At 60.0% G+C, this 22,494-nt stretch carries 21 protein-coding genes; 8 read left to right on the top strand and 13 right to left on the bottom strand.

The window, feature by feature from the left end; genetic code table 11:
• Positions 1–202: 202 nt before the first annotated feature.
• From UB23_RS21010 to glyQ, 4 genes are all read right to left on the bottom strand, one after another.
• Positions 203–982, bottom strand: a complete 780-nt coding sequence (locus UB23_RS21010; protein WP_045061233.1) for a lysophospholipid acyltransferase family protein — start codon at positions 980–982, stop codon at positions 203–205.
• An 82-nt stretch (positions 983–1,064) separates the two neighbouring features.
• Positions 1,065–1,604 (bottom strand): D-glycero-beta-D-manno-heptose 1,7-bisphosphate 7-phosphatase, encoded by a 540-nt coding sequence (gmhB, locus tag UB23_RS21005; RefSeq protein WP_177328582.1) that lies wholly within the window; start codon positions 1,602–1,604, stop codon positions 1,065–1,067.
• 4 nt (positions 1,605–1,608) lie between these two features.
• Positions 1,609–3,663 carry a glycine--tRNA ligase subunit beta gene (gene glyS / locus UB23_RS21000; protein ID WP_045061231.1) on the bottom strand — a complete coding sequence of 685 codons (2,055 nt, stop codon included), beginning with the start codon at positions 3,661–3,663 and terminating at the stop codon, positions 1,609–1,611.
• Positions 3,660–4,613 (bottom strand): glycine--tRNA ligase subunit alpha, encoded by a 954-nt coding sequence (gene glyQ, locus UB23_RS20995; protein WP_045061254.1) that lies wholly within the window; start codon positions 4,611–4,613, stop codon positions 3,660–3,662. The genes glyS and glyQ overlap by 4 nt, the downstream gene beginning before the upstream one ends.
• An 81-nt stretch (positions 4,614–4,694) precedes the next feature.
• Here glyQ and tag point away from each other — a divergent pair, with 81 nt between their 5' ends.
• Both tag and UB23_RS20985 read left to right on the top strand, forming a co-directional pair.
• Complete coding sequence (gene tag, locus UB23_RS20990; protein ID WP_045061230.1) at positions 4,695–5,252, top strand: DNA-3-methyladenine glycosylase I; 558 nt, start codon at positions 4,695–4,697, stop codon at positions 5,250–5,252.
• A gap of 40 nt (positions 5,253–5,292) precedes the next feature.
• On the top strand, positions 5,293–6,180 hold the full coding sequence (locus UB23_RS20985; protein ID WP_045061229.1) for a lysophospholipid acyltransferase: 888 nt from the start codon (positions 5,293–5,295) through the stop codon (positions 6,178–6,180).
• A gap of 82 nt (positions 6,181–6,262) precedes the next feature.
• Here the strand turns inward: UB23_RS20985 and UB23_RS20980 are convergent, their stop codons facing one another.
• The 5 genes from UB23_RS20980 to def form a co-directional block, all read right to left on the bottom strand.
• Positions 6,263–6,574: a tetratricopeptide repeat protein gene (locus UB23_RS20980; RefSeq protein ID WP_045061228.1), complete on the bottom strand. Its 312-nt coding sequence runs from the start codon at positions 6,572–6,574 to the stop codon at positions 6,263–6,265.
• Positions 6,575–6,666: 92 nt separating this feature from the next.
• Positions 6,667–8,040 (bottom strand): Trk system potassium transporter TrkA, encoded by a 1,374-nt coding sequence (gene trkA, locus UB23_RS20975; RefSeq protein WP_045061227.1) that lies wholly within the window; start codon positions 8,038–8,040, stop codon positions 6,667–6,669.
• Between the two features lie 23 nt (positions 8,041–8,063).
• Positions 8,064–9,374: a 16S rRNA (cytosine(967)-C(5))-methyltransferase RsmB gene (gene rsmB, locus UB23_RS20970; RefSeq protein ID WP_045061226.1), complete on the bottom strand. Its 1,311-nt coding sequence runs from the start codon at positions 9,372–9,374 to the stop codon at positions 8,064–8,066.
• A complete protein-coding gene (gene fmt, locus UB23_RS20965) occupies positions 9,371–10,330 on the bottom strand; it encodes a methionyl-tRNA formyltransferase (RefSeq protein ID WP_045061225.1) in 960 nt (319 codons plus the stop codon). Before fmt ends, rsmB begins: the two co-directional genes overlap by 4 nt.
• Before the next feature lie 58 nt (positions 10,331–10,388).
• The gene (def, locus tag UB23_RS20960) at positions 10,389–10,895 is read right to left on the bottom strand and encodes a peptide deformylase (protein WP_017341723.1); all 507 of its coding nucleotides are present in this window, start codon (positions 10,893–10,895) and stop codon (positions 10,389–10,391) included.
• 169 nt (positions 10,896–11,064) lie between these two features.
• On the opposite strand from def, the gene UB23_RS20955 reads away from it, so the two are divergent.
• The 3 genes from UB23_RS20955 (at position 11,065) to UB23_RS20945 (ending at position 13,883) form a co-directional block, all read left to right on the top strand.
• On the top strand, positions 11,065–12,090 hold the full coding sequence (locus UB23_RS20955) for a LysM peptidoglycan-binding domain-containing protein (protein ID WP_045061224.1): 1,026 nt from the start codon (positions 11,065–11,067) through the stop codon (positions 12,088–12,090).
• Between the two features lie 80 nt (positions 12,091–12,170).
• Positions 12,171–13,271 carry a DNA-processing protein DprA gene (gene dprA, locus UB23_RS20950; RefSeq protein ID WP_045061223.1) on the top strand — a complete coding sequence of 367 codons (1,101 nt, stop codon included), beginning with the start codon at positions 12,171–12,173 and terminating at the stop codon, positions 13,269–13,271.
• Between the two features lie 54 nt (positions 13,272–13,325).
• A complete protein-coding gene (locus UB23_RS20945; RefSeq protein ID WP_045061222.1) occupies positions 13,326–13,883 on the top strand; it encodes an L-threonylcarbamoyladenylate synthase in 558 nt (185 codons plus the stop codon).
• A 48-nt stretch (positions 13,884–13,931) separates the two neighbouring features.
• Here the strand turns inward: UB23_RS20945 and UB23_RS20940 are convergent, their stop codons facing one another.
• Positions 13,932–14,909, bottom strand: a complete 978-nt coding sequence (locus UB23_RS20940) for an NADPH:quinone reductase (protein ID WP_045061221.1) — start codon at positions 14,907–14,909, stop codon at positions 13,932–13,934.
• Between the two features lie 158 nt (positions 14,910–15,067).
• Here UB23_RS20940 and hemF point away from each other — a divergent pair, with 158 nt between their 5' ends.
• Together hemF and aroE are read left to right on the top strand one after the other, a co-directional pair.
• Positions 15,068–15,982 (top strand): oxygen-dependent coproporphyrinogen oxidase, encoded by a 915-nt coding sequence (gene hemF, locus UB23_RS20935; protein WP_045061220.1) that lies wholly within the window; start codon positions 15,068–15,070, stop codon positions 15,980–15,982.
• A gap of 13 nt (positions 15,983–15,995) precedes the next feature.
• Positions 15,996–16,817, top strand: a complete 822-nt coding sequence (gene aroE / locus UB23_RS20930) for a shikimate dehydrogenase (RefSeq protein ID WP_045061219.1) — start codon at positions 15,996–15,998, stop codon at positions 16,815–16,817.
• Between the two features lie 22 nt (positions 16,818–16,839).
• Here the strand turns inward: aroE and UB23_RS20925 are convergent, their stop codons facing one another.
• The 3 genes from UB23_RS20925 to betC form a co-directional block, all read right to left on the bottom strand.
• Positions 16,840–18,408 (bottom strand): SulP family inorganic anion transporter, encoded by a 1,569-nt coding sequence (locus tag UB23_RS20925; RefSeq protein ID WP_045061218.1) that lies wholly within the window; start codon positions 18,406–18,408, stop codon positions 16,840–16,842.
• A gap of 204 nt (positions 18,409–18,612) precedes the next feature.
• The gene (gene choX, locus UB23_RS20920; protein ID WP_045061217.1) at positions 18,613–19,533 is read right to left on the bottom strand and encodes a choline ABC transporter substrate-binding protein; all 921 of its coding nucleotides are present in this window, start codon (positions 19,531–19,533) and stop codon (positions 18,613–18,615) included.
• A gap of 16 nt (positions 19,534–19,549) precedes the next feature.
• Positions 19,550–21,064: a choline-sulfatase gene (gene betC / locus UB23_RS20915; protein WP_045061216.1), complete on the bottom strand. Its 1,515-nt coding sequence runs from the start codon at positions 21,062–21,064 to the stop codon at positions 19,550–19,552.
• Positions 21,065–21,178: 114 nt separating this feature from the next.
• Here betC and UB23_RS20910 point away from each other — a divergent pair, with 114 nt between their 5' ends.
• Positions 21,179–22,129: a choline sulfate utilization transcriptional regulator gene (locus UB23_RS20910; protein WP_045061215.1), complete on the top strand. Its 951-nt coding sequence runs from the start codon at positions 21,179–21,181 to the stop codon at positions 22,127–22,129.
• The last annotated feature ends 365 nt before the right edge of the window (positions 22,130–22,494 follow it).

Here is a 22,494-nt window from a genome sequence, read left to right as displayed (position 1 = left end):
TTTTGTTTCGCAAGGGGCTCTGAAGCGACGAATTCCGCTCATAAAAAAACCGGCTATATCAGCCGGTTTTTTTACATCCAAAAAAAACTTATGCACGTTTTTACGAATATTTAGCCGTTAAGAAATATACATATAAATCAGTAAGTTATGATCGTATTCGGGACGTTTTCCGGGAAACGGTACACAGCTTATCCACAGAATCTCAGACAACCAGTTGATCGCTTGCCGCCGGTGCCTGGGGTGCGGGTGGCAACGAACCCATTTCCCGCTGCATCTGCTCGTTCCAGGCCTGTACCCGGTCGTTCAATTCAGCAATGGCCCGAGGCCCGGTTCCTGCTGCATACATCGGCTCGCCGATGATCACAGTGATGACGCCCTGCTTCTTGGCCCAGCCGGATTTCGGCCAGAATCTACCGGCATTGTGCGCAATAGGCAGTACCGGCAGCGCAGCATTTACAGCCAATGCGGTGCCACCTCGGGAAAACTTGCCGATGGTGCCGTAGGGCACACGAGTGCCTTCAGGGAAAATCAGCACCCACACGCCGTCCTTGAGCAATTCATGGCCTTTCTTGGCCACATGCTTGAGGGCGGCTTTCGGGTTGTCACGATCGATCGCAATAGGCCGCAGCATGGCCATCGCCCAGCCGAAAAACGGCACAAACAGCAGCGAGCGTTTGAGCACCTGGCTCAAGGGTTCGAAATACGCCGAGAGAAAAAATGTTTCCCAGGTGCTCTGGTGGTTCGACTGAATCACGCAAGGCTGGTCAGGTACGTTCTGCGCGCCTTTGACTTCATAACTGATGCCCAGGAACACTTTACTCAGCCACAGCGCGCAGCGGCACCAGTACACGTTGATGAAACGATAGCGCGCCTTGAACGGCAGAAAAGGCGCGATAAAAAAGCTCAGGCTGCACCAGAGCAGAGAGCTGGTGCCCAGCAACAGATAAAAAAGAAAGGTTCTGATGGCCTGCAGTATCGACATGGCGACGTTTACCGTGCGGGCTGTGCCCGTCTATACAAAGCGCACTCCCGATCAATCCTGGTTCAGGAATATCGAAAACGCTCTAGTTGTGGATAAGTTCTGCGGCAATCGCCGCCAGATCGTCAAAAATCAAGGTGCCCACCGGCAGAGTCTTGCCCAGCGTTTTTTCGCCCTTCCCGGTCTTTACCAAAACGGGCTGAGAATCGACGGCTTTGGCGGCTTCCAGGTCACCAAGACTATCGCCGACGAACCATAGATTTGTCAGCGACACGTTGTAATGAGCGGCGATGCTTTGCAACATCCCGGGTTTTGGCTTGCGGCAGTCGCAACCGTCGTCCGGCCCGTGCGGACAATAGACGATCAGCCCGACTTCACCGCCCTGCAGCGCCACCAGCGAGCGCAAGCGCTCGTGCATGGCGTCCAGGGTGGCGATGTCGTAATAGCCGCGAGCAATGCCCGACTGGTTGGTGGCGACTGCTACCGTCCAGCCGGCCTTGCTCAACTGCGCAATGGCCTCGATCGAACCGGGGAGTGGAATCCACTCCTCCACCGACTTGATGTAAGCGTCGGAGTCATGGTTGATCACCCCGTCCCGATCAAGAATCAGCAGTTTCAACAGCAGTCCCTCAGCCCAGCAACGAAATATCGGCAACGCCGAGGAACAATCCACGCAGACGGGCCAGCAACGCATAACGGTTGGCGCGCACATTGGCGTCATCGGCGTTGACCATTACGGCTTCGAAGAATGCATCCACCGGCTCGCGCAAGGCGGCCAGGCGAGCCAGGGACTCACTGTACTGACGCGCGGCCGCCATCGGCTGGACAGCCTGATCCGCCTGCTGGATCGCCGAATACAGGGAGAATTCGTTGGCATTATCAAAGTACTTGGCTTCGACGACGGTCGGGATCGAGCCTTCGACCTTGCTCAGCAGGTTCGACACGCGCTTGTTCACCGCTGCCAGTGCGGCAGCTTCCGGCAACTGGCGGAACGCCTGGACGGCTTGCACGCGCTGATCGAAGTCCAGTGCAGAACCTGGTTTCAGGGCGCGCACCGACAGGTAGGTCGCGACATCCACGCCTTCGTCTTCGTAACGGGCACGCAGACGGTCGAAGATGAATTCCAGCACCGAGTCATTCAGGCCGGCAACCTTGACCTTGGTGCCAAATGCATTCACGGCGAAGGCCACGGCGTCATTCAGGTCGAGGTCGAGCTTCTTGTCGATCAGGATGCGCAACACACCCAGTGCTGCGCGACGCAGGGCATAGGGGTCTTTGCTGCCGGTTGGCAGCATGCCGATCCCGAAGATGCCGACCAGGGTGTCGAGCTTGTCGGCGATGGCTACGGCCGCACCGGTCATCGTGGTCGGCAGTTCGGCGCCGGCACCGCGCGGCATGTACTGCTCGTTCAGCGCCAGGGCAACTTCTTCCGGCTCGCCGTCGTTGAGGGCGTAGTAGTACCCGGCCACACCTTGCATCTCCGGGAACTCACCGACCATTTCGGTCGACAGGTCGCACTTGGACAGCAGGCCTGCGCGGGCCGCCCATGCAGCGTTGCCGCCGATGCGTTGAGCGATGAACGCAGCCAGTTTGGAAACGCGCTCGGCCTTGTCGTAGACGCTGCCCAGCTTCTCCTGGAATACCACGTTCTGCAGGCGCAGGTTGAAGTCTTCGAGTTTCTGCTTCTTGTCCTGCTTGAAGAAGAACTCGGCGTCGGTCAGGCGTGGACGAACTACTTTCTCGTTACCGGCGATGATCTGCTGCGGGTCTTTGCTCTCGATGTTGGCCACGGTAATGAAACGGGGCAGCAACTTGCCGTCGGCATCCAGCAGGCAGAAGTACTTCTGGTTGTCCTGCATGGTGGTGATCAGGGCTTCCTGTGGCACTTCGAGGAAGCGTTCCTCGAACGAGCACACCAGCGGCACCGGCCATTCAACCAGCGCGGTCACTTCGTCGAGCAGGGCTGGCGGCACGATCGCCGTACCTTCCTGCAGGGTCGCCAGTTCTTCGGTGCGCTTGCTGATCAGGGCGCGACGCTCATGGGCATCGGCCAGCACGTAGGCTGCACGCAGGTCGGCCAGGTAATTGGCTGGCGAGGTGATGCGCACGCTTTGCGGGTGATGGAAGCGGTGACCCCGGGAATCGCGGCCGGACTTCTGGGCGAGGATGGTGCAGTCGATGACCTGGTCACCGAGCAGCATTACCAGCCACTGGGTCGGACGCACGAATTCTTCCTTGCGAGCGCCCCAGCGCATGCGCTTGGGAATCGGCAGGTCGTTCAGCGAGTCTTCGACGATGGTCGGTAGCAGGCTCGCGGTCGGTTTGCCGGCGATGCTCTGGCTGTAGCGCAGTTTCGGGCCGCTTTGATCGATTTCGCTCAGATCGACGCCGCACTTCTTGGCGAAGCCCAGGGCTGCCTGAGTCGGGTTACCTTCGGCATCGAAAGCAGCCTGGCGTGGCGGGCCATCGAGGTTGATGCTGCGATCAGGCTGCTGGGTAGCCAGCGCAGTGATCAGTACCGCCAGGCGACGGGGCGCGGCGTAGACAGTTTTGGTCTCGTAATTCAGGCCGGCAGCTTGCAGGCCCTTGTCGATACCGGCAAGAAAGGCATCCGCCAAAGCGTTCAGCGCTTTGGGTGGCAGTTCTTCGGTGCCCAGTTCAACCAGGAAATCCAGAGCACTCATTGTGCAGCCTCCAGCTTGGCCAGTACTTCGTCACGCAAATCCGGGGTCGCCATCGGGAAGCCCAGCTTGGCGCGAGCCAGCAGGTAGGCTTGCGCAACGGAACGCGCCAGGGTGCGTACACGCAGAATGTATTGCTGACGCGCAGTCACGGAGATTGCCCGGCGCGCATCCAGCAGGTTGAAAGTGTGGGACGCCTTCAACACCATTTCGTAGCTAGGCAACGGCAACGGCTGGTCGAGTTCGATCAGGCGCTTGGCTTCGCTTTCGTAGAAGTCGAACAGCTCGAACAGCTTCTCGACGTTGGCGTGTTCGAAGTTGTACGTCGACTGCTCGACTTCGTTCTGGTGGAACACGTCGCCGTAGGTGACTTTGCCCATCGGGCCGTCTGCCCAGACCAGGTCGTAGACCGAGTCCACACCTTGCAGGTACATGGCCAGGCGCTCGAGACCGTAAGTGATCTCGCCGGTCACCGGGTAGCACTCGATGCCGCCCGCCTGCTGGAAGTAAGTGAACTGCGTCACTTCCATGCCGTTGAGCCACACTTCCCAGCCCAGGCCCCAGGCTCCCAGCGTTGGCGACTCCCAGTTGTCTTCGACGAAGCGAATGTCATGGACCAGTGGGTCCAGGCCAACGTGCTTGAGGGAGCCCAGGTACAGTTCCTGGAAGTTGTCCGGGTTCGGCTTCAGCACTACCTGGAACTGGTAGTAGTGCTGCAGGCGGTTCGGGGTTTTGCCGTAGCGGCCGTCAGTCGGGCGACGACTGGGCTGCACATAAGCGGCGTTCCAGGTTTCCGGGCCAATGGCGCGCAGGAATGTGGCAGTGTGGAAAGTGCCGGCGCCTACTTCCATATCGTAGGGCTGAAGTACCACACAACCTTGCTCGGCCCAGTATTGCTGGAGGGCGAGGATCAAGTCTTGGAAGGTACGCACGGCTGGCGTAGGCTGGCTCACGAAATTCACCTGTTTCTTGGGCTGCGATTTAAAGAGCGGGAGTATACCCGATTCGGTCCTGCGCACGCCCCCTGGAGCCTTATGCCACGCTGCTTTTGGTGTTCCGAAGATCCGCTGTACATGGCTTATCACGATCAGGAGTGGGGCGCGCCGCTTCGCGATGCGCAGGGACTGTTCGAGTTGCTTTTGCTCGAAGGGTTCCAGGCCGGTCTTTCCTGGATCACCGTGTTGCGCAAACGCGAGCGTTATCGCGAAGTGCTCTTTGGCTTCGATGTGCAGCGTGTGGCGCAAATGAGCGATGCGGAAATCGATGAATTGATGCTCGATCCCGGCATTATCCGCAATCGACTGAAACTCAACGCGGCCCGGCGTAATGCCCAGGCCTGGCTGGCGCTGGAGGACCCGGTTGCGTTCCTCTGGTCGTTTGTCGGCGGAACGCCGGTGATCAATCATTTCAAGGACCGCAGCGAAGTGCCAGCCGTGACGCCCGTGGCGGTAGAAATGAGCAAGGGCCTGAAAAAAGCCGGGTTCACCTTTGTCGGGCCCACCATCTGTTACGCGCTGATGCAGGCATCGGGCATGGTCATGGACCACACCCGCGATTGCGATCGTTACGCGACCTTGGCGAACGGCGGTTAGAATGGCCGCCTCGCACACAGCACAAGATCAGGAGTGACCTGTGGATAAGTTTAAAGGCGCCTTGCTGGTAGGCGCTCTGCGGTTGTTTGCCCTGCTTCCGTGGCGCGCCGTGCAGGCTGTCGGCTCGGCCATCGGCTGGGTGATGTGGAAAACCCCCAACCGCTCGCGCGATGTGGTGCGGATCAACCTGGCCAAGTGTTTCCCCGAGATGGACCCGGCCGAGCGTGAACAGCTGGTGGGTCGCAGCCTGCGGGACATCGGCAAATCGCTGACCGAGAGTGCCTGCGCGTGGATCTGGCCGGCGCAGCGTTCGATCGACCTGGTGCGTGAAGTCGAAGGTCTGGACGTGCTGAAGGACGCCCTGGCTTCGGGCAAAGGCGTTGTGGGCATTACCAGTCACTTGGGCAACTGGGAAGTGCTGAACCATTTCTATTGCAGCCAGTGCAAGCCGATCATTTTCTACCGACCACCGAAGTTGAAGGCGGTGGATGATTTACTGCGCAAACAGCGAGTACAACTGGGCAACCGGGTCGCGGCTTCCACCAAGGAAGGCATTCTCAGCGTGATCAAGGAGGTGCGCAAAGGTGGCGCAGTGGGTATTCCTGCGGACCCTGAGCCGGCAGAGTCTGCCGGGATTTTCGTGCCGTTTTTCGCCACCCAGGCCCTGACCAGCAAGTTTGTGCCAAACATGCTGGCCGGCGGCAAAGCCGTCGGCGTCTTTCTGCATGCACTGCGGCTGCCGGACGGTTCGGGTTACAAAGTGATACTCGAAGCAGCGCCTGATGCGATGTACAGCACCGACACCGAGACGTCCTGCGCGGCGATGAGCAAGGTGGTGGAGCGTTATGTCGGTGCGTATCCAAGCCAGTACATGTGGAGCATGAAACGCTTCAAGAAGCGTCCACCGGGCGAAGAGCGCTGGTACTGAGGGTGGATACCCACGTAGAAGTTGGCGCAGCCTGCGATTTTTTGATTTGAAAAGGTCAAAAGATCGCAGGCTGCGCCAGCTCCTACGGGTGGCGGTCTAGTTTCTTCAGGAATACGGTCATTTCTTTTTCCGCCTGCTTGTCGCCATGGGCCCGGGCAGCCTCCAGGCCCATGTCCCAGGCCTGGCGGGCGGCTGCGAAGTCAGCCTGCGCCAGATACGCCTTGCCCAATAGCTTCCAGGCCGCCGAATACTTCGGATCGAACGCTACACAGCGCTGGAAATGCTCGGCCGCCTTGGCGTTATCCCCAAGATCCAGGTAACCCTTACCCAGGCCGAAGCGCAGCAATGCGTTATCCACACCCTTGGCGAGCATTTTTTCCAGGGATTCGAGCATGGATTACCCTCTGATTGATTTGTGATCATGAGATTGCCTGTGGGAGCAAGGCTTGCCCGCGATGAGGCCAATGAACTCACCACAAAACTGGCTTAGAAGAAGCTCAACCCCACATGGAACAGCTTCTCCACATCCCGGATATGCTTTTTATCCACAAGGAACAGGATCACATGGTCCCCCGCCTCGATCACTGTGTCGTCATGGGCAATGATCACTTCTTCATCGCGGATGATCGCACCAATGGTCGTGCCCGGTGGCAGGCCAATGTTCTCGATGGCCTTGCCGATCACCTTGCTTGATTTCTCATCGCCGTGGGCAATCGCTTCGATCGCTTCGGCCGCACCCCGGCGCAATGAGTGCACGCTGACGATGTCGCCGCGGCGCACGTGGGCGAGCAAGGTGCCGATGGTTGCGAGCTGCGGACTGATGGCGATATCGATGTCGCCGCCCTGAATCAAATCGACATAGGCCGGGTTGTTGATGATCGTCATCACCTTCTTCGCGCCCAGGCGTTTAGCCAGCAGCGAAGACATGATGTTGGCTTCATCGTCGTTGGTCAGGGCCAGGAACAGGTCGGCGTCGGCGATGTTTTCTTCCAGCAGCAGATCACGGTCCGAAGCGCTGCCCTGCAACACCACGGTACTGTCCAGGGTATCTGACAGATGCCGGCAGCGTATCGGGTTCATCTCGATGATCTTGACCTGGTAGCGGCTTTCGATCGCCTCGGCCAGGCGTTCGCCGATCTGCCCGCCCCCGGCAATCACAATGCGTTTGTAGGTTTCGTCCAGGCGGCGCATTTCGCTCATCACCGCGCGAATATTCGCTTTGGCGGCGATGAAAAACACTTCGTCGTCGGCTTCGATCACGGTGTCGCCCTGGGGCAGGATCGGGCGGTCCCGGCGGAAAATCGCCGCGACGCGGGTTTCGACATTTGGCATATGTTCGCGCAACTGGCGAAGTTGCTGGCCCACTAGCGGCCCGCCGTAATAGGCCTTCACCGCCACCAATTGCGCTTTGCCTTCGGCGAAGTCGATGACCTGTAGCGCGCCCGGGTGTTGAATCAGGCGCTTGATGTAGTTGGTTACCACCTGTTCCGGGCTGATCAGCACGTCGACCGGGATCGCTTCATTGTCAAACAATTCGGAGCGGGTGAGGTATGCCGCTTCACGTACCCGGGCGATCTTGGTCGGGGTGTGGAACAGGGTGTGGGCCACCTGGCACGCGACCATGTTGGTTTCGTCGCTGTTGGTCACCGCCACCAGCATGTCGGCGTCGTCCGCGCCCGCTTGACGCAGCACCGTGGGCAATGAGCCGCGGCCTTGCACGGTGCGGATGTCCAGGCGGTCGCCGAGGTCACGCAGGCGTTCGCTGTCGGTGTCGACCACAGTGATGTCATTGGCTTCGCTGGCCAGGTGCTCGGCCAGCGAACCACCTACCTGCCCTGCGCCGAGGATGATGATTTTCATCCAGTCACTCCCTTGAAGTCCGGTTAACCGCGCGCGGCGGCGATCTTGATCAGCTTGGCGTAGTAGAAACCGTCATGTCCGCCTTGCTGGGCGAGCAACTGACGGCCGTGGGGCTGCTTGATGCCAGCGGTCGTCGCGAGATCGAGCTCGCGGGCGCCCGGGGTGCGGGCGAGGAAGGCTTCAATGACTTCAGTGTTCTCGGTCGGCAATGTGGAGCAGGTGGCGTAAAGGAGGATGCCGCCGACTTCCAGGGTTATCCACATGGCGTCCAGCAACTCGCCCTGAAGAACCGCCAGTGCGGCGATGTCGTCGGGTTGGCGAGTCAGCTTGATGTCCGGATGACGCCGGATGACGCCGGTCGCCGAGCATGGGGCGTCGAGCAGGATGCGCTGGAAGGGTTTGCCGTCCCACCAGGTGGCGGTATCGCGGCCATCGGCAGCAATCAGCTCGGCGCTCAGGCCCAGGCGGGCGAGGTTTTCCCGCACACGCACCAGGCGCTTGGCCTCCAGGTCGACGGCGACGACGCCCGCCAGCTCGGGCTCGGCTTCGAGGATATGGCAGGTCTTGCCGCCCGGCGCGCAGCATGCGTCCAGTACCCGTTGGCCCGGTGCCAGGTCCAGCAGATCGGCGGCCAGTTGCGCCGCCTCGTCCTGCACGCTGATCCAGCCTTCGGCGAACCCAGGCAGGCTGCGCACATCGGCAGCCGTGTCGAGGATGATGCCATCCTGGCTGTAGACGCATGGGCTGGCGGCGATGCCCGCTTCACTCAACAGTCCGAGGTAGGCGTCGCGGCTGTGATGACGGCGATTGACCCGCAGAATCATCGGTGGATGCGCGTTATTCGCTGCACAAATGGCTTCCCATTGCTCGGGCCAGAATGCCTTGAGCGATTTTTGCAGCCAGCGTGGATGGGCGGTGCGCACCACCGGATCATGTTCCAGCTCGGCCAGCAGCGTTTCACTTTCACGCTGGGCACGGCGCAGCACGGCGTTGAGCAGCGCCTTGGCCCATGGTTTTTTCAGCTTGTCGGCGCAACCGACGGTTTCACTAATGGCGGCGTGGGCGGGAACCCGGGTGTAGAGCAGTTGGTACAGGCCAACCAGCAACAGCGCCTCGACATCGGCGTCTGCCGCCTTGAAGGGTTTTTGCAGCAGCTTTGCCGCGAGCGCCGACAGGCGTGGCTGCCAGCGCGCAGTACCGAACGCCAGATCCTGGGTGAAGCCGCGATCGCGGTCTTCAACCTTGTCCATTTGCGTGGGCAGTGAACTGTTGAGCGAGGCTTTGCCGTTAAGCACAGCGGCGAGCGCCTTGGCGGCGGCGAGACGCGGGTTCATTGCGCCTCCACCGCTTGGCCGAGGACGGTGCCGAGGGCGAATTTCTCGCGACGGCTGTTGAACAGGTCGCTGAAGTTCAGCGCCTTGCCGCCGGGTAATTGCAGGCGCGTCAGGCACAGCGCCTGCTCGCCGCAAGCCACGACCAGTCCATCCTTGCTGGCGCCAAGGATTTCACCCGGGGCACCCTGCCCTTCAGCGAGGTTCGCGGCCAGGACTTTCAGCGCTTCGCCATTGAGAGAGCTGTGGGTGATTGGCCAGGGGTTGAAGGCGCGCACCAGACGTTCCAGCTCGAGCGCCGGGCGACTCCAGTCGATGCGCGCTTCGTCCTTGTTCAACTTATGTGCGTAGGTGGCGAGGCTGTCGTCCTGCACCTCGCCTTCCAGCGTTCCGGCAGCCAGCCCGGCGATAGCCTGCACCACTGCCGGCGGACCCATTTCAGCCAGCCGGTCATGGAGACTGCCACCGGTGTCTTCACCAGTGATCGGCGTGGTGACCTTAAGCAGCATCGGCCCGGTATCGAGGCCCAGCTCCATGCGCATCACGGTGACGCCACTTTCGCTGTCACCGGCTTCGACGGCACGCTGGATTGGCGCCGCTCCGCGCCAGCGCGGGAGCAAAGAGGCATGACTGTTGATGCAGCCCAGGCGTGGAATATCCAGCACCACTTGCGGCAGGATCAGGCCGTAGGCGACCACCACCAGCAGGTCCGGGTTCAGTGCGGCCAATTCGGCTTGGGCGTCTTCATTGCGCAGGGTCGGCGGCTGCAGCACCGGAATATGATTTTCCAGAGCGAGCTGCTTGACCGGGCTTGGCATCAGCTTTTGCCCACGGCCCGCCGGGCGGTCCGGCTGGGTGTAGACCGCGACAATCTCGTAAGGGCTGGCGAGCAGCGCCTTGAGGTGTTCGGCGGCGAATTCCGGGGTGCCGGCAAAGACGATGCGCAGTGGCTCAGTCATGGGAGCGATCTCTGAAAAAGAAAAAGGCTTGCCGCAGCAAGCCTTTGAAAGGAGGGCATCAAGCGTTCTGGCGATGGAGCTTTTCCAGTTTCTTCTTGATTCGGTCGCGTTTCAGGTTGGACAGGTAGTCGACGAACAATTTGCCGTTGAGGTGGTCGCATTCGTGCTGGATGCACACGGCGAGCAGGCCTTCGGCGATCAGTTCGTAAGGCTGGCCGTCGCGGTCCAGGGCCTTGACCTTGACCTTTTGCGGGCGATCGACATTTTCGTAGAAGCCCGGCACCGAGAGGCACCCTTCCTGATATTGTTCCATCTCGTCGGTCAGTGATTCGAACTCGGGGTTGATGAAAACCCGCGGCTCGCTGCGGTCTTCGGAGAGGTCCATCACGACGATACGTTTGTGCACGTTGACCTGGGTCGCGGCGAGGCCGATGCCTGGCGCTTCATACATTGTTTCAAACATGTCGTCGACCAACTGACGCACTTCGTCGTCCACTACAGCCACAGGTTTGGCGATAGTGCGCAGGCGCGAGTCGGGAAATTCGAGGATGTCTAAAATGGCCATAAGCTTATTTGCTGCACGTGTGAGGTAAAGTCGGGTCGATGGCCTGGCGGGTCCGAAGATGCAGGCTACCGTTGTGAAGCGTAGCTCCCTTTTCTCTGCAAAGAGGCGGGAGCGAGCCACGAGGGCTCTGGCGTTTCACGCGAACGCACATAATAAAGGGATTCACCGCATGAGGAAATCACTACTCGCCCTGCTGCTTCTGGCTTCAGCCGGTTTAGCGCATGGGCAAGTGCAACTCAGGGAAGGTTTTCCACAGCAATACACGGTGGTTACCGGCGACACACTCTGGGACATCTCTGGAAAATTCTTGCGCGAGCCATGGAAGTGGCCGGAGTTATGGCAAGCCAATCCCCAGATCGAAAACCCCAATCTCATCTATCCGGGCGACTCGCTGACGCTGGTCTACATCAACGGCCAGCCGCGCCTGACCCTCAATCGCGGGGCTTCCAGGGGCACTATCAAGTTGTCGCCGCGCATTCGCAGTTCACCGGTGGCGGATGCCATTCCGAGCATTCCGCTGCAATCGATTAACAGCTTCCTGTTGAGCAACCGTATCGTCGACAAGGTCGAGGACTTCGACAAGGCGCCCTATATCGTTGCCGGCGATGCCGAGCGCGTACTCAGCGGCACCGGAGACCGCATCTTCGCCCGCGGGCAATTTGATCCGAACCAGCCAGTGTACGGAATCTTCCGCCAGGGCAAGGTTTACACCGACCCCGAGAGCAAGGAGTTCCTCGGGATCAACGCGGACGATATCGGCGGCGGCGAGATCGTGGCCGCCGAGGGCGATGTCGCCACCCTGGCGCTGCAGCGCACTACCCAGGAGGTGCGCCTGGGGGATCGGCTGTTCAGTGGCGAGGAGCGTTCGATCAATTCCACTTTCATGCCCAGTGCGCCAAAGACCGACATCAAGGGTTTGATCATTGATGTGCCGCGTGGGGTGACCCAGATCGGTGCGATGGATGTCGTCACGTTGAACAAGGGGCAGCGCGACGGATTGGCCGAAGGCAATGTGCTGGTGGTGATGAAAACCGGTGAAACCGTGCGGGACCGCATCACCGGTCAGCCGTTGAAGATTCCCGATGAGCGCGCCGGGTTGCTAATGGTTTTCCGCACCTACGACAAACTCAGTTACGGCCTGGTCCTCAATGCTTCGCGGTCTTTAGCGGTGATGGACAAAGTACGAAATCCGTAAGCCTGCTTCACAAGTTACCAACAGACTTATCCACAGCTTATGCCCGTTTGAACGGGCCTCATAACGATCAAGGATGATCCATGACATTCTCTGCTGCTGCAGCTGTTTCGCCTGCCGAATTGGAGGCGCGTCTGCGTCTGCATCGCTTACCCGAACTGGGGCCGGCGCGGTTTAAAAAGCTACTGGATGCCTTCGGCTCGGCCTCAAAAGCGCTGAGCGCGCCGGCCAACGCCTGGAAGTCTCTGGGCCTTCCATTCGCTTGCGCCGAGAGGCGTCGCGATCCCGATGTGCGCGATGGCGCCCACCACGCATTGGCCTGGCTGGAGCGTCCGGGCCAGCATTTACTGATGTGGGACCAACCTGACTACCCGGCGCTGCTGGCGGAAATCAGCGACCCGCCGCCCTTGTTATTTGTCGCGGGCGATCCCGGCATCCTGGACAAACCACAGTTGGCGATGGTCGGCAGTCGTCGGGCATCTCGTCCGGGGATGGACACGGCCGCAGCGTTCTCCCGCAGCCTGGCCGGTGCCGGTTTTGTGATTACCAGTGGTCTGGCCCTTGGCATCGACGCCGCAGCGCACCAGGCGGCTCTGGACGTGGGCGGGCGAACGGTCGGGGTACTTGGCACGGGACTTGAAAAGTTTTATCCACAGCGCAATCGCAGGCTGGCAGACGCCATGATTGCCTCTGGCAGCGCAGTGGTTTCGGAGTTTCCGCTGGACGCGGCCCCCACCGCCAGCAACTTCCCGCGGCGCAACAGAATTATCAGTGGTTTGTCCCTCGGCGTACTGGTGGTCGAGGCGAGCGTCGCCAGTGGTTCGTTGATTACCGCCAGGCTGGCGGCGGAGCAAGGGCGTGAGGTTTATGCGATTCCGGGATCGATTCATCATCCCGGCGCCAAGGGCTGTCATCAGCTGATTCGCGATGGTGCCATGCTGGTGGAAACCATCGAGCACATTCTTGAAGCCTTGCGCGGTTGGCAACAGGTGTCATTTTCCCCAACTGTGCCGGCGGTGACCCACCCCCTGCTCGCGTTGCTTCACGCGGCGCCGCATACCAGTGAATCGTTGGCCATCAGCAGCGGCTGGGCATTGCCCAAGGTGCTGGCCGCGCTGACCGAACTGGAAATGGACGGTCGGGCGGTGTGTGAAAGCGGTCGCTGGTTTGCGCGGGTGAGCTAGGTTTTATGAGGAAGATCGGTAAACTGCGCAGAGCCTTATTCCGGAGAGTTTTTCATGGTCAACAGTTGGCGTGTGCAACAAGCCGCGCAAGCCGTTCGCTCAGGCGCGGTGATTGCCTATCCAACCGAAGCGGTCTGGGGTCTGGGTTGCGACCCCTGGGATCAGAGCGCAGTGGAACGTTTGCTGATGATCAAGGGACGGTCCATGGAGAAGGGCCTGATTCTGGTCGCCGACAATATTCACCAGTTCGACTTCCTGTTCGAGGATTTTCCCGAGTTGTGGATGGACCGCATGGCCAGCACCTGGCCGGGACCCAACACCTGGCTGGTGCCGCACCAGAATCAGTTGCCACTGTGGATTACTGGCAAGCATGAGACCGTGGCGTTGCGCGTCAGCGATCATCCTCAGGTACGGGACTTGTGTTCACTGGTAGGGCCGTTGGTCTCCACTTCGGCCAACCCGCAAGGTCGGCCGGCAGCGCGCACACGGATTCGCGTGGAGCAGTATTTCCGTGGGCAGGTGGATTACATCCTGGGCGGTAATTTGGGTGGGCGCAGGAATCCGAGTGTGATTCGGGACCTGGCGACGGGGCAGGTCATTCGCCCGGATTGAGACCGAGTCATCGTTCATCGCGGGCAAGGCTTGCCCGCGATGGCGTCCTCAAGGCAACAAAATAGTCGAGCCGGTAGTACGCCGTGCCGACAGCTCGGTCTGAGCCTTTGCCGCTTCGGCCAGCGGATATTGCTGGCTGATATCCACGTTCAACTTCCCGCTGCTGATCATCTCGAACAACTCATCCGCCATGCGCTGCAGGTTTTCGGCGTTGTTGGCGTAGGTCGCAAGTGTTGGCCGGGTCACATACAGCGAACCCTTCGCCGATAGAATCCCCAGGTTCACCCCGTCCACCGCGCCCGACGCATTGCCGAAGCTCACCACCAGGCCGCGTGGCGCAGCGCTGTCGAGGGATGTCAGCCAGGTGTCCTTGCCGACACCGTCGTAAACCACAGGCACTTTCTTGCCGTCGGTCAATTCCAGGACACGCTGCGCCACGTTTTCATGGCTGTAGTCGATCGTCGCCCAGGCTCCGTTGGCTGTGGCCAATGCGGCTTTCTCTGCAGAGCTGACAGTGCCGATCAACTTCACACCCAGGGCCTTGGCCCATTGGCACGCCAGCGAACCTACCCCACCCGCAGCCGCATGAAACAGGATGGTTTCGCCGCCTTTGAGTTCATAGGTCTGGCGCAGCAGGTACTGCACGGTCAGGCCCTTGAGCATCACGCCGGCCGCCTGCTCGAAGCTGATCGCATCCGGCAGCTGCACCAGGTTGGCTTCGGGCAGCACGTGAGTGTCGCTGTAGGCGCCCAATGGGCCGCTGCCGTAGGCCACCCGATCACCCACTTTGAATCGAGTGACTGCGCTGCCCACCGCTTCGACCACGCCGGCGCCCTCTGAACCCAGGCCCGATGGCAAGGCCGGTGGCGCATACAGTCCGCTGCGGTAATAGGTGTCGATGAAGTTCAGGCCGATGGCCTTATTGCTCACGCGTACCTGCTGCGGGCCAGGCTCGGCAGGTTGGTAGTCGACATACTCGAGCACTTCGGGGCCGCCATGGGCACTGAACTGGATACGCTTTGCCATCAGAACTCTCCTGGTGATCGTTTGGGTAAGCCCCCTATCGGACTCCTAAGCATGATCTTCGTCAACTGTGGTGCAACAGGGTGCGGTGTTATCCTGTGCAGCAATTTGCCGCCGGCCGTTGATGCGCCGCGCCGTTTGTCCCGATTCAAGGTGATGCCATGACGACCCGTACCGAGGCCGTAAAAGCCTATCTGCTCGACCTGCAAGACCGCATTTGCGCTGCCCTTGAAGCCGAAGACGGCGGTACGCGCTTCGTCGAGGATGCCTGGACCAGACCCGCGGGTGGGGGCGGTCGCACTCGCGTGATCGAGAACGGTGCTGTCATCGAGAAAGGCGGCGTCAACTTTTCCCACGTGTTTGGCAGCGGTCTCCCTCCCTCGGCCAGTGCCCATCGACCGGAGCTTGCCGGACGCGGCTTTGAAGCGCTCGGGGTGTCCCTGGTCATTCACCCGCACAACCCCATGGTGCCCACTTCGCACGCCAATGTGCGGTTCTTCATCGCGGAGAAAGAAGGCGAAGAACCCGTCTGGTGGTTTGGCGGCGGTTTCGACCTGACGCCCTACTACGGCAATGAAGAAGATTGTGTGCATTGGCATCGGGTTGCCGAGCAGGCATGCGCGCCGTTTGGTCCCGACGTCTATTCGCGCTACAAGGCATGGTGCGACAGCTACTTTCATATCAAGCATCGCCACGAGCCGCGTGGCATTGGCGGCCTGTTCTTCGATGACCTCAATGAATGGGATTTCGACACCAGCTTTGCTTTCATGCGGGCCATCGGCGACGCGTTCATCGAGGCCTACCTGCCGATCGTCCAGCGCCGCAAGAACGATGCATTCACTGCCAGGCAACGCGAATTCCAGGAGTTCCGTCGCGGCCGCTATGTCGAATTCAACCTGGTCTACGACCGTGGCACGCTGTTCGGCCTGCAGTCGGGCGGACGTACGGAATCGATTCTCATGTCGCTGCCGCCGCAAGTGCGTTGGAGTTACGACTGGAAGGCCGAGCCGGGCAGCGAAGAAGCGCGGCTGACCGAATATTTCCTGCAAGACCGCGATTGGTTGGCCAAGGCCTGAACGAGGAAAACTGATGGATCGTTACGTCGTATTCGGCAACCCGATTGGCCACAGCAAGTCGCCACTTATCCATCGACTGTTTGCCGAGCAGACGGGTCAGCAACTGGACTACAGCACTTCCCTGGCACCGCTCGATGATTTTTCCCACTTCGCCCGGGCGTTTTTCCTGGAGGGGCGCGGAGCCAACGTCACGGTGCCTTTCAAGGAAGAGGCCTATCACCTGGCCGACAGCCTGACCGAGCGCGCCCAGCGGGCTGGCGCGGTGAATACCTTGAGCAAACTGGCTGACGGCTCGTTGCTGGGTGATAACACCGACGGCGCCGGGCTGGTGCGGGACCTGACGGTTAATGCCGCTTTCAGTCTCAAGGGGAAGCGCATATTGCTACTGGGCGCCGGTGGTGCGGTGCGGGGTGCGCTGGAGCCGTTGCTGGCCGAGCAGCCGGCGTCAGTGATCATCGCCAACCGCACGGTGGAAAAAGCGGAATTGCTGGCCGAGTTGTTCGATGATCTGGGCCCGGTCTCTGCCAGTGGCTTTGACTGGCTGGAGGAATCCGTGGACCTGATCATCAACGCCACCTCTGCGAGCCTGTCCGGTGAAGTCCCACCGATTGCCAGCAGTCTGATCGAGCCGGGCAAGACGGTTTGCTACGACATGATGTACGGCAAGGAACCGACATCATTCTGCCGCTGGGCCAGCGAGCACGGCGCAGCTGTGGCAATGGATGGATTGGGGATGCTCGCCGAACAGGCGGCGGAAGCGTTCTTCCTGTGGCGGGGTGTTCGACCGGACACGGCGCCGGTGCTGGCCGAACTGCGCCGACAACTCGCAGAGTAAAACTGTTGGAGTGAAACACGATTCAGTCTTCAAACCGGATCGGGCATTTCTCCGCGCCTTCCAGCTTTCTCAGCTCCTCCACCACCTGCGGCCGCGCTTGCCGCAGGGTCAGGCTGCGATTCTGCTTGAGCAGGCGCCGCGCCTCCTGATGCAGCATCTCCACCCCTGAGTAATCGATGAAATTGATCTGCTGTGCCTCAATCACTACCCGGGCAGCGTGCATGCGTTGCAGGCGTACCTGGAGGTAATGGCTGGCGCCGAAAAAGATCGAGCCGCCAACCCGCAACACATCCTCATCGCCGTCGCGCCAATGCTGCACACGCGGTTGCGAGGTGCGCTTGAGGTAGAAGAACAGCGAAGCCAGTACCCCGGCGTAGATCGCGGTCTGCAATTCCAGCAGCAGCGTGGCGACACAGGTCAGCGCCATGACCAGGAACTCGGCGCGACTGACCCTCAGCAATGCGCGAATGCCGCGATGATCCACCAGGCCCCAGGCGATCAGCAAAATACTGCCAGCCATCGCAGGAATCGGGATGTGGGCGATCAATGCCGCGCCAAACACTGCAAACAGCGCGACCCACAGCGCCGAGAACACCCCGGCCAGCGGGGAGCAGGCCCCTGCCTCGTAACTCAAGCCCGAACGGGTGAAGGAGCCAGCGGACAACGACCCGGAAAAAAATGCCCCAACCATGTTGGATAAGCCCTGGGCGCGCACTTCCTGATTGGCGTCGAGCAACTGCTGTGAGCGTGCCGACAGGGAGCGAGCAATCGACAGGCTGGTCACCAGCCCCAACATGCCCACCGCGACCGCGCTGGGTAACAAGCGCAGGATCAAGTCCAGGTCCAGCGGCACGGCGCTCAAAGGTGGCAGTCGACCGACAAAGGCGCTGACCAGGCTGACGTGGCCGAACATCCCGGGCCAGAGCCACACCAGCAGCCCTGCCATTACCAGCGTGATCAACAGCGTCGGCCAGCGTGGCAGCAGCCATTTCAGGGTAGCTCCCAATGCCACTGTCGCCAGCCCGAGAATGAGCGATGGCTTGTCCACCTGATGCAGGTGTTGAAACACCGACATGAAGCTGTCGAGTGCCGTGGCCTGGCTGGGCAGGTCCAGCCCCAGCAAGTTGGGCAGCTGGCCGACGGCAATCCCCACCGCCGCACCGAGGGTGAACCCCAATACCACCGAATGGGAGACAAAATTCACCAGCGCGCCGAATCGCAACAAGCCCAGCAGCCACTGGAAGATCCCGGCCAGCAGCGTCAGCAACAGAATAAGTGCCACGTAGTCCTGCGAGGCGGGTACCGCCAAGGGGCTGACGCTGGCATACAAGACAATGGAAATTGCCGCTGTAGGACCACAGATGAGGTGCCAGGATGATCCCCACAGGCAGGCGATCAGAACAGGAATGATAGCCGCGTACAACCCGTATTCAGGTGGGAGCCCGGCAATCAGGGCGTAGGCAATCGACTGTGGCAGCGCGAGAATCGCACCGCTCAGGCCGACGATAAGGTCGCGCCCGACAGTGGCACGGGTTTGCCGAGGCAACCAGCTCAGGAAGGGGAAGAGCGAATGGCGGCTGGGAAAGGCCATGGGTCCTCTCAGGTGGGGGAATGCGCAAAGGGTAACAGGGTGAACCAGTGATGGCGGCGCGAGCGTGCCAGCCCCTACCTGCAGGAGCGAGCTCGCTCGCGAAAAACGTACCGGCACCTTGGGGCATCCGACGCCCGGCGTAATCGTGTACGCCCAACACGAGCAGGCTCGCTCCTGCATGAATGACAGGCTCCCCCCTATGAATCAGAGCTTGGCTTTCACCGCAGGCAACGCCTCCTTGCCATCGGCGGTTTTCACACCATCCAGCCATTTATCCAGAACCGCAGGATTAGCCTTGATCCACGCCTTGGCAGCCTCGGCATTGCTGATCTTCTTGTTCACGACCTCGGCCATGATGCTGTTCTCCATTTCCTGGGTAAAGCTCAGGTTGGTGAGCAACTTGCCGACGTTTGGGCAGGCCTGTGCATAACCCTTGCGAGTCAATGTATAAACCGCACCGGTATCACCGAAGTACTTCTCGCCACCCTTGAGGTAGTGCATCTTCAGCTGCACGTTCATCGGGTGGGGCGTCCAGCCGAGGAAGGTCACGAACTTCTGTTTCTTAACTGCGCGGGACACTTCCGCCAGCATGGCCTGCTCGCTGGATTCCACCAGCTTCCATTGACCCAAGTCGAAGTCGTTTTTCTTGATGATGTCCTGCAGCGAGATGTTCGCCGGAGCCCCGGAGCCAATGCCGTAGATTTTTTTCTCGAACTTGTCGGCAAACTTGTTCAGGTCGGCGAAGTTATGCACACCTGCGTCCCACACATAATCCGGAACAGCCAGGGTGAACTCGGTGCCATCGAGGTTTTTCGCCAGTTGGGTTACATCCCCGGTGGCCACGAACTTGTCGTAGAAACCTTGCTGCGCCGGCATCCAGTTACCCAGGAACACGTCGACCTGACCGTCCTTCAAACCACCGAAGGTGATAGGCACCGCCAGGGTGTCAACCTTGGCCTTGTAGCCCATGCCGTCCAGCAAGAACCCGGTAATGGCGTTGGTCGCCGCAATGTCGCTCCAGCCCGGATCGGCCATTTTCACCGTGTCGCAGCTCTGATCGGCATACGCCGATGCGCTGCCCAGAGCCAGAAGCCCGACCGTCAGAACTGTGGATAACCTTTGCATGGACTTCCCCTTAACATTATTGGTTTTGGCAGGGTTGTGGATAACGTGCTTTGCGCTCCAGATCATCCAGGTCGATGTGGTTGCGCATGTACTGCTGACTGGCGTCTACCAGTGGCTGGTGATCCCAGCTCTTCAGCTTGCCGATGCTCAGGGCCTCGGCCACGAATCGCCGGCGGCGCTGACTGGCGAGCACCTGTTGGTGAATCGCAGGTATGTCCCACTTGGCCCGTGCTTCGGCAAGGAACTCGGCAAACAGTGCGCTGTGTTGCGGCGACTGGCTGAGCTCTTCCTGTTCAGGCGGGTCATTGTGCACATCGAAGAGTAGGCAAGGGTCGTCTTCGCTGTAGATGAATTTGTAGGCACCGCGGCGAATCATCATCAGCGGGCTGATGGTGCCTTCGGCCATGTACTCGCCAAACACTTCGTCGTGACCGCCCTGCCCCTTCAGGTGCGACACCAGCGAGCGGCCATCGAGCGACAAGCCTGGCGCCAGCGAGCCGCCGGCCAATTCGACAAAGGTCGGCAGGAGGTCGGCAGTCGAGACGGCAGCGCTGACGCGACCGGCACCAAATTGCCCCGGCGCGCTGATCAACAAGGGGACCCGGGCGGCCATCTCGAACCAGTGCATTTTGTACCAGAGGCCGCGCTCGCCGAGCATGTCGCCATGATCCCCGGAGAAGACAATAATGGTATCGTCGATCAGCCCGGTATCTTCGAGTGTTTGCAGGAGTTTGCCGACGTTGTCGTCAATATAGCTGCAGGCTCCGAAATAGGCGCGTCGCGCGTCACGGATCTTATCCACAGGCAGCGGCTTGTCCCACAAGTCGTACACCTTGAGCAGTCGCTGGGAGTGCGGGTCCAGCTCGGACTGCGCTGGCGTCTGCGGCAGCGGAATATCGCTGTCCTGGTACATATCCCAGTATTTCTTCGGGATGGTGTACGGGTCGTGAGGATGGGTCATGGACACGGTCAGGCAGAACGGCTGGTCGCCGTCCTCGCGGATGTGGTCAAACAGGTACTGCTGCGCCTTGAAGACCACTTCTTCGTCAAAATCCAGCTGGTTGGTGCGCACGCAGGGGCCAGCCTGCAGCACCGATGACATATTGTGGAACCAGGTGGGACGTACATCGGGTTCGTCCCAGTTCACCGACCAGCCGTAGTCGGCCGGATAAATGTCACTGGTCAGGCGTTCTTCATAGCCGTGCAGTTGATCCGGACCACAGAAGTGCATCTTTCCGGACAAGGCTGTGCGGTAGCCCAGGCGGCGCAGGTAATGGGCATAGGTGGGTACGTCGGCGGGAAAGTCAGCCGCATTGTCATAGGCGCCGATCTTGCTCGGCAGCTGGCCGCTGACCAGGGTAAAACGCGACGGTGCGCACAGTGGGCTGTTGCAATAAGCGGAGTCGAACACTACGCCTTCGGCAGCAAGTCGGCTGAGATTGGGTAATTTGATTGGCGAGGGGCCGTAGAACGGCAACATTGGCGCGGCCATCTGATCGGCCATGATGAAGAGAATATTCTTGCGCTTCATGTGATCGCGGCATTCCATAGTGAATATTTATGCGAGAGTGCTGCGACCGAGCATGGGTGCCATGCCTTTTGCGGTAAAGCCCACACCCGGCAATGACTAGGATAAGCACAGCTTATGTATGAAGCCCTCGGGAGTCTGTCCCTGGACCTGTTGCGAGCTTTTGAAGCAGCGGCACGCCAGCGAAGTTTCACCGCCGCCGCCGTGGAGCTGGGGACGACCCAACCCGCCATCAGTCAGCAAATCAAACGGCTGGAAGAGCAACTTGCCACCCGCCTGTTCGATCGGATTTATCGTGGCATTGAGCTGACAGAGGCGGGCATTGTCCTCTTCGAACAGGTGCAGCTCGGTTTGCAGAATATCGATGCAGGACTGGCGGCGATCAGTGCGCAAGATCAGCACGAGGTGCTGCAGGTCGCCACGGATTTCGCGTTCGCCGCCTATTGGTTGATGCCGCGCCTGCACCGCTTCCATGCCGCCAACCCCAATGTGGATGTCAGTCTCGTTACCAGTGAGCGCAGCCACAACATGCTGCGCAGCGATATCGATGTTGCCGTGCTGTTTGGCGACGGGCGCTTCAAGCAAGGTGAGAGTCACTGGCTGTTCAGCGAAGAAGTATTTCCGGTGTGCAGCCCGCTGCTGCTCAAAGACCGTGCGCTGCCGTTGCCGGTCCCTTCGCTGCTGGAACTGCCCCTGCTGCACCTGCGTGGCGAAAACAGCAGCAACTGGTTTGATTGGAGCGGCGTGTTTCGTGAGCTGGGGATCACTTCGGCGCCCGCACCGGGTCAGCTGCGTTTTGATAACTACACCTTGTTGATCCAGGCCGCGATTGGTGGTCAGGGCGTCGCCATCGGTTGGCGACATCTTGTGGATAACTTGCTGGCGGAGGGCTTGTTGTGTAGTCCAATCGCCGCCACGGTCATTTCACGGCTTGGCTACTACGTGGTCCTGCCTCAGCGAAAGCGCCGCGGCGAATTGATTCAGCGATTCGTTGACTGGTTGATGCAGGAGCAGACCCGCAGTGCGCAGTCGCTTAATGGCCTGCCGTTGCCGTCCATCGCGAACTGACGTCAGGCGTGATAAAGCTCACGTTGCGGTATAGGGGACTAGGTCACTTACTTGTTGTGCTGTAAGTGCCTGAACGAAAAGCTTCGGGCGATTTCAGGGAGTGGACTTCTCCAGAGTTATGCCGTACGAAAGTTCCGATCTGATAAGTCGAGTATTTAAATCATACTGTATGTTTCTTCAGGCGCTTAGTAAGATTTTGTCACACGATGCCCGTAAAATTCAAATGATTTATTGGGTTGTAAATGCTTAATATTGCAGGCTCTTAAAATAAGCCAGACATGTATTGGCTTATGTGGCTGTTTAGGAGAAATCCTATATCTATATTGAATATGCTGAGAGTTCTTGCATGCTAAACGCTATAAATC

It is taken from the genome of Pseudomonas sp. ES3-33, from assembly GCF_000952175.1.
In the GTDB taxonomy this organism is placed as follows: domain Bacteria; phylum Pseudomonadota; class Gammaproteobacteria; order Pseudomonadales; family Pseudomonadaceae; genus Aquipseudomonas; species Aquipseudomonas gregormendelii.
This window is presented reverse-complemented; position numbering and strand designations above follow the sequence as displayed.

Coding starts and splice junctions, on each gene's coding strand:
- UB23_RS21010 (WP_045061233.1), bottom strand. CDS start 982: ATGTCGATACTGCAGGCCATCAGAACCTTTCTTTTTTATCTGTTGCTG.
- glyS (WP_045061231.1), bottom strand. CDS start 3,663: ATGAGTGCTCTGGATTTCCTGGTTGAACTGGGCACCGAAGAACTGCCA.
- tag (WP_045061230.1), top strand. CDS start 4,695: ATGCCACGCTGCTTTTGGTGTTCCGAAGATCCGCTGTACATGGCTTAT.
- UB23_RS20980 (WP_045061228.1), bottom strand. CDS start 6,574: ATGCTCGAATCCCTGGAAAAAATGCTCGCCAAGGGTGTGGATAACGCA.
- trkA (WP_045061227.1), bottom strand. CDS start 8,040: ATGAAAATCATCATCCTCGGCGCAGGGCAGGTAGGTGGTTCGCTGGCC.
- rsmB (WP_045061226.1), bottom strand. CDS start 9,374: ATGAACCCGCGTCTCGCCGCCGCCAAGGCGCTCGCCGCTGTGCTTAAC.
- fmt (WP_045061225.1), bottom strand. CDS start 10,330: ATGACTGAGCCACTGCGCATCGTCTTTGCCGGCACCCCGGAATTCGCC.
- def (WP_017341723.1), bottom strand. CDS start 10,895: ATGGCCATTTTAGACATCCTCGAATTTCCCGACTCGCGCCTGCGCACT.
- UB23_RS20955 (WP_045061224.1), top strand. CDS start 11,065: ATGAGGAAATCACTACTCGCCCTGCTGCTTCTGGCTTCAGCCGGTTTA.
- dprA (WP_045061223.1), top strand. CDS start 12,171: ATGACATTCTCTGCTGCTGCAGCTGTTTCGCCTGCCGAATTGGAGGCG.
- UB23_RS20945 (WP_045061222.1), top strand. CDS start 13,326: ATGGTCAACAGTTGGCGTGTGCAACAAGCCGCGCAAGCCGTTCGCTCA.
- UB23_RS20940 (WP_045061221.1), bottom strand. CDS start 14,909: ATGGCAAAGCGTATCCAGTTCAGTGCCCATGGCGGCCCCGAAGTGCTC.
- hemF (WP_045061220.1), top strand. CDS start 15,068: ATGACGACCCGTACCGAGGCCGTAAAAGCCTATCTGCTCGACCTGCAA.
- aroE (WP_045061219.1), top strand. CDS start 15,996: ATGGATCGTTACGTCGTATTCGGCAACCCGATTGGCCACAGCAAGTCG.
- UB23_RS20925 (WP_045061218.1), bottom strand. CDS start 18,408: ATGGCCTTTCCCAGCCGCCATTCGCTCTTCCCCTTCCTGAGCTGGTTG.
- choX (WP_045061217.1), bottom strand. CDS start 19,533: ATGCAAAGGTTATCCACAGTTCTGACGGTCGGGCTTCTGGCTCTGGGC.
- betC (WP_045061216.1), bottom strand. CDS start 21,064: ATGAAGCGCAAGAATATTCTCTTCATCATGGCCGATCAGATGGCCGCG.
- UB23_RS20910 (WP_045061215.1), top strand. CDS start 21,179: ATGTATGAAGCCCTCGGGAGTCTGTCCCTGGACCTGTTGCGAGCTTTT.